Source organism: Okeania sp. SIO3B5 (assembly GCF_010692555.1).
Lineage (GTDB): Bacteria > Cyanobacteriota > Cyanobacteriia > Cyanobacteriales > Microcoleaceae > Okeania.
The window spans coordinates 1-5,472 of record NZ_JAAHHG010000616.1 but is presented as its reverse complement, the minus strand read 5'-3'; the positions used below and the strand labels follow the sequence as shown (position 1 = coordinate 5,472).

Here is a 5,472-nt window from a genome sequence, read left to right as displayed (position 1 = left end):
AGTTGCATCCCTCAGCCGGACCTACACCAGGAAATCGAGATTTCTCGACTTACTATGACTCCCGGTTGGGAAATTCTACAACGCGAATTTGGAATGACATTGATATTGTTCCTCATGCTTGGAATGAGAAAATGCTTTCTAAAATTCCCAACCTGTATCAACCCGAAATTCAAGCAAATCAGGTTGTCAAGAATTTTGTTGCTGGAGCCCAACTATTAGTTCTTTTGAGAAACTATACTCAAATTTTACCTGCAACACCGGGACTAGAGGGTACAGTAAACCCATCAACACCCCCCCTATGTAAAGCACCAGGTTCCTCAGATTCAACATCTGTAGTCGATGAGGAATTATCTCAGGCGCTCGAGGAGTTAGAAGATAAAATCCTCAAAGATCCAGAACTGCAGCAGTATTTATCCAATGGTGTTGAGAATACTTCATCCCTCAATCTAGAACAAAAACAGTCTTTGAAGCAGTTGCTTTCTAGTTTCGATACCTTTATGGCACAGGCAATTTATCAGCATACAAGCGAATATGCTGTCTTATTGAATGTAAAAGATCCATATTGCAAAATGTTTGCGGAGACTAAGGGAGAACTATTCGCTCCCCCTGATGCTTCTGAATTTGAAACATTAGTCCTTAAATTGTTAAAGAAACAACCGCAATTGTTAAAGGAATAACTGAAATCCTAGTACGATATAGGGAGAGTTACTGTGAAATATCTGAAATGGAACCACACTAGGCACAGAGTTCACAGAGGGTCTATAGGCGCACACCTTTCCCATTATTAAATAATCATAGCATATTAAGAAAAAGCCGTTCTGCAAAAAAAAAATCAGAAAATCCTCCCTAGCATCGTCTATAAGATGTAGGCAAAAAGGGCGTTCTCATAAAACAGAAGACTGAAAATGCCTTTAACCTACACATTGTTCTATTCTTAACGGAAAATAAAGATGAAAAAGATATTGGCAACAGTAATGGCTATATTGGCCATGTTTGTTATGACTGTCTCTCCTGCTATGGCAGCAGAAGAAGCTGTCGGCTTATTTCCCGCTTGTTATAGCATCGGCTCCAACCTTCTAGGGGCTCCACACTTTGACGTTCAACTGTTAGTTGATGCCGCCAAGGGTAAGGTAACGGGTGAGGGTAAAATCTTTCAAGCCGTCAGTCCACCCCTAGACATTCAAACAGAATTATTGGGTGCTTACAAGAGCGGAAAGATTGCTAATGAAATTAAGGCTACTGGTTATCCAGATATTGACTGGCCGCCTCAAGCAGGAATTGGTCCTGTTATTCCGTCCAATGTGGAACTGCGGATGTTGCTCTCCAAAGACAATCGGTCTGGTGCAGCTATCTACGGGTATCGTGAGGGATTTGGCGAGTTTAAATTTGTTGGACCAGTTCCAGCAGCATCGATTCCTTGCTTTGAATAAGACAAGAAGACACTCGACCTCAACCAGCTATATTATTCAAAGAACAAGTGAGGAAACGTAAGTTCAGTACGATAGCAGAACTTGTAGGTTAGGTCGAGGAGCGATCGCCCTTTTTCTCAAAAGCGATCGCTTCCTTCCTCTAACAAAAACGATTATTTCTCAAAGCAATATCAACGGCAGCTAGCAATACAATACGACGAGCGATCGCTTCATTCCAATATATGGTAGTAATGGTATGTCTATCAATCATGTGAGTCGTCTGTTAAATATAAGTCGCCCTACTCTTCATAAATGGCGAGACCAATATTTACTAACAGGTTCAACAGTCCCATTAACCAGTGTACCTCCTCCTCAAGCATCTAAAATTAAAGACTGGGAAGAATTTGAGAAATAGGTATTGCCCAAGCTCCCAAGGGTGCTGTGACTAATATGGATAAGGCAGCGATATACTGCCAACGCCCTTGTTCGAGACAGTTTGTTTTCTAGTCAAGTTTGATAGTGGGATGGACAGCAGGAGAAGCCATTGTCCCCCTAACAGAAGTAAGAAGTCGGGCAATTTATTTTTTTGGGAAAAAGAGTCATAAAATCATGGTGAGTAACGTCTAGTATTTGGAAAGCAAAAAACAGTGGCGTTAAAAAAGTCCGCCACGCAACCCCATTGTAATCTATGGAAACCCCTTCTCTAATAGGGAAAGGGGAGAATAGCTTTGCCCTTCTCTCCTTGTATAAGAGAGCTTGGGGAAAGATCTACATTCTCTAATAGTCTATGCCAGATTGCAATGTTCTATAAAGTCAGGGAAGCATCTCAAAAATACCTATCTGTATCAGAAAGACAAAAGCAATTTCATTTTTTATGACTTCTACTACTACAGATACAAGACGGAACTTAATGGAAAATGCTGCAACAGAGAACGATCGCTCCCATCTAATCTCTCAGTTTTGGCAGCAATGGCAAGAAAGTCGAGGCCAGCTTTATCGCTGCTGTCTCAAGATAATGAATTCTAACCAAATGGATGCGGAAGATGCTCTGAGTCAGGCAATGGTAAAAGCTTGGGAAAAAGTGCAAAAGTTCGGGGAAAAAATTACTAATTTAAAAGCTTGGTTGTATCAAGTAACTCGTAATTTTTGCATCGATCTTATCCGCAAACGTTCTTGTGGTGCTGTGGGTGTTGAAAGTATTGAATGGGTGGGTAATACTGAGGAAGTTATTACCACAGGAACGGTTGAATGTCCAGAGTCTGTTCTGGAGAGAGAGGAGAGGTCTGATCAGATACGAGAGGCGATCGCGGAGTTACCTGAAAAGTGCCGAGAGACGTTTATTTTGCATTTTTATCGGGAGCTTTCCCATAAAGAAATTGCCGAACAGCAAGGGATATCTTATGATAATGTTTGCAAGCGGATATCTTTGGCACGGAAACAGCTTAAAGAGAGGTTGAGCAGATATTTTCGAGATTCGGAGTCGGAAAGTCTGAGTGGTAGGAGTTTGATCGCGAAATCGCCTCATGTTCCCATCACCCCGTCACAACAGGAGCAGGAGTTGGAAAGCCAGAATTTGTCCACCCTAAACGAAAATGGGGAAAAGCATCAGAGAATGGAGGAAGTAGATAAGAATATTTTGGCTATGAAGACTGTATCAATGGAAACCGATATAGCCAATATTAGAGAATTTCCAAATGGTAATGCTATGCTTGGTTGCCATGGAATGACCCCATCGCCCAATGCTCCTATATCTCTATCAAAATCAGAGGTAGCGGAAGTAGAAGAGTTAAAGAATGCTGGTAGTTTAAGAGGATTGAATATTAGAAATTTAGTTAATGTTTCATTACGAATGTCTGTTTGGTGGCAGGGTTTGATGCAGGAGATGGAATGCAAGGGAGGAGGTGGAGCGATCGCCTTAAGACTGGAACAATGTATGAGAGGTTTATTTGGGTTTTTTCGAGAACTTACCTATCTAGAAATTACTGATGATAATTCGTCGAGTGCTTCTGAATTTCTCCATGGAACCTCTGTTTTTGCTAGCTTCAACACGGGATGATAAATTGCTCTGGAGTTCAAGAGTGGAAGTGAAAGCTGAATTGGTTAAAGTTCTGGTAACCTGTGATGATTCTTTTGTCATCGTTGCTAATGTTAGTGATAGAGCGATCGCTCTCCCAGCATTTCTAAATAGCAACGCTATATTTTGTTGCCATCTTCCAAATATGTAGCAAACTTTTGGAGATTTGGTATAAATTTTTATATAGAATCCGGTTATATAATATGTGTATGTTTATAATTCTATAATATCAAATCCTGATAATTATGATCGCTAAGTCATTGCGACGGTCACTTCGTGGAAGGAAGTAATATCAAGGACTTAGGAGATTGCTTCCTATCGTCGCAATGACCACTGTTCAACCGGATTTTATATAAAGAAAAATTCAGAAAAGCATGGCAAATAAAGTCTTATATTTGAAGGCAAAAAATGCTGAAAACCTTAGAAAAAAATCTCACAGGAGAAAATGATGGAAAAATTGATCCGTAACCTTGGAAAAAAGATTTTAGCTATTACTGTTGCTTGTTTGGTAGGCTTTTTCTCGTTACCAGCAATAGCACAGGCAACCTGTATAGAAGAACCACCAGTTCCGGTTGAAAATGGCTCTTGCTCTTATACTAACACTGATCCGGTTCCAGTAGATCTTACAGTTAACTCTGCTATCATTGATTTACCTCCAGGCGAAACTGGAACAATAGATGAGATTTTGATTACTGGACCAAATGGACCAGAATATAGTTGTTCTAATATCAATGTAGCAAATGGTACTGATTTAATACCAGCTTGTGGCCAGGGTTCTGCTGTATTAAAAGCTGGAATGACAACATTAGAAGTGCAGGGAAGTAATTTTCAACCTCAAACTAACTTTGATGATTTTAGGATCACACTATGTGGTGATTGATTTCGCTGGCTAAAACTAAAAATAAATCGGGAGTGTTCTCGTTTGCATCAAAGCTCGATTTTAGCTTTACTTTTTGAGTGAAACTCTCAATCTAATTTAGGGAAGGTTAATACCTTCCCTAAATTATAAAAATCTGGATTGAATTAGGAACTAACAGAATATGTCTAATTTAACTACCAATAATGATGAAAAAATTTTTAGTAGTACCTTAATTGTTATTACTATCTGTTTTGCGATCGCATTTTTTGGTTTTGGTTATGTTTTAGTAAAGTTACCAGAAATAACACCAGAACAAATAAAACTTTATCAAGAAGGAGTATGTATTCAAGGGAGTTGGAGATATGCTTTAATCCTAACTCACATTTTAACTTTTGTACTCATTCCTTTAGCAATGAGAATTTTTTATCAAGCATTAAATAACATTATATTAGATCCAAAATTACGCACAAAAGCTGTTTTTGCTTCCCAATTAGGGCTAGCTTTTATTATGGTATCTATTGCTTCGGAGATTGGTTGGCACGTAACTCAATGTTGGTTTTACCAGAATGATTTTACAATGCTGAATTTCATGTTTTACTTTTTCTTGATTTCTGGATTTGCTTTATGGGCAGACGGCTTAAGCAAAGAAACCAATACAATAACTAATATAATTAATATCGTTTTTGCCCTTAGTTTATTAGCTGTTTCCATTTTGTATCCCATAGGTTATCAAAACCACGATCCTAGCTTCAAAGTGCCAATTTATATTGCTTTAACTTTAGTTTTTACCGTACTTACCTATCGAGGATATAAAATTATTCAAGATTGGAAAATCATCTTCTTTCCTATATTTTCTGTAGGAGTAAATTTGTCATTCGTTAGTATTTTAGAACACTATACAGACCCCAATCATCCTAATTTTGTTTATAATGCCTTATTTCATATTCTCCATGATGTGGGAGGAACTCTAGCTGGAGTTGCTATTTTTACTTGGTTAGTTTACCAGAAAGGAATTCTTCAAACTCAAAAAACGACAAGTAATGAAACTCAATTATCTGAATCACAGATATAAATCTTTTTTTTCACTTTTTCATTTGTCAAAAATATCAGAGTAAATGAGGTAAAAAATG

At 38.3% G+C, this 5,472-nt stretch carries 7 protein-coding genes; all 7 read left to right on the top strand.

Annotated elements, in window-relative coordinates; translation table 11 throughout:
- Nucleotides 1-677 (top strand): hypothetical protein (locus tag F6K54_RS39455; RefSeq protein WP_293089724.1); only part of this gene is annotated, 677 nt, incomplete at its 5' end.
- Nucleotides 678-950: 273 nt separating this feature from the next.
- Nucleotides 951-1,430, top strand: coding sequence for a DUF1842 domain-containing protein (locus tag F6K54_RS39450; protein ID WP_293089722.1), 480 nt, complete (start codon nt 951-953; stop codon nt 1,428-1,430).
- Between the two features lie 235 nt (nt 1,431-1,665).
- Entirely contained in the window at nt 1,666-1,824 is a 159-nt protein-coding gene (locus F6K54_RS39445; protein ID WP_293089720.1) for a hypothetical protein, read from the top strand.
- A gap of 459 nt (nt 1,825-2,283) precedes the next feature.
- Nucleotides 2,284-3,465 (top strand): RNA polymerase sigma factor, encoded by a 1,182-nt coding sequence (locus tag F6K54_RS39440; protein ID WP_293089719.1) that lies wholly within the window; start codon nt 2,284-2,286, stop codon nt 3,463-3,465.
- Between the two features lie 22 nt (nt 3,466-3,487).
- Complete coding sequence (locus F6K54_RS39435) at nt 3,488-3,634, top strand: hypothetical protein (RefSeq protein ID WP_293089717.1); 147 nt, start codon at nt 3,488-3,490, stop codon at nt 3,632-3,634.
- A gap of 294 nt (nt 3,635-3,928) precedes the next feature.
- Entirely contained in the window at nt 3,929-4,363 is a 435-nt protein-coding gene (locus tag F6K54_RS39430) for a hypothetical protein (protein WP_293089715.1), read from the top strand.
- Nucleotides 4,364-4,523: 160 nt separating this feature from the next.
- Nucleotides 4,524-5,414, top strand: coding sequence for a hypothetical protein (locus F6K54_RS39425; RefSeq protein ID WP_293089713.1), 891 nt, complete (start codon nt 4,524-4,526; stop codon nt 5,412-5,414).
- Nucleotides 5,415-5,472: the final 58 nt, after the last annotated feature.

Bases quoted from the DNA above. Each gene is read 5' to 3' on its own strand.
- F6K54_RS39450 (WP_293089722.1), top strand. From the start codon at position 951: ATGAAAAAGATATTGGCAACAGTAATGGCTATATTGGCCATGTTTGTT.
- F6K54_RS39445 (WP_293089720.1), top strand. From the start codon at position 1,666: ATGTCTATCAATCATGTGAGTCGTCTGTTAAATATAAGTCGCCCTACT.
- F6K54_RS39440 (WP_293089719.1), top strand. From the start codon at position 2,284: ATGACTTCTACTACTACAGATACAAGACGGAACTTAATGGAAAATGCT.
- F6K54_RS39430 (WP_293089715.1), top strand. From the start codon at position 3,929: ATGATGGAAAAATTGATCCGTAACCTTGGAAAAAAGATTTTAGCTATT.
- F6K54_RS39425 (WP_293089713.1), top strand. From the start codon at position 4,524: ATGTCTAATTTAACTACCAATAATGATGAAAAAATTTTTAGTAGTACC.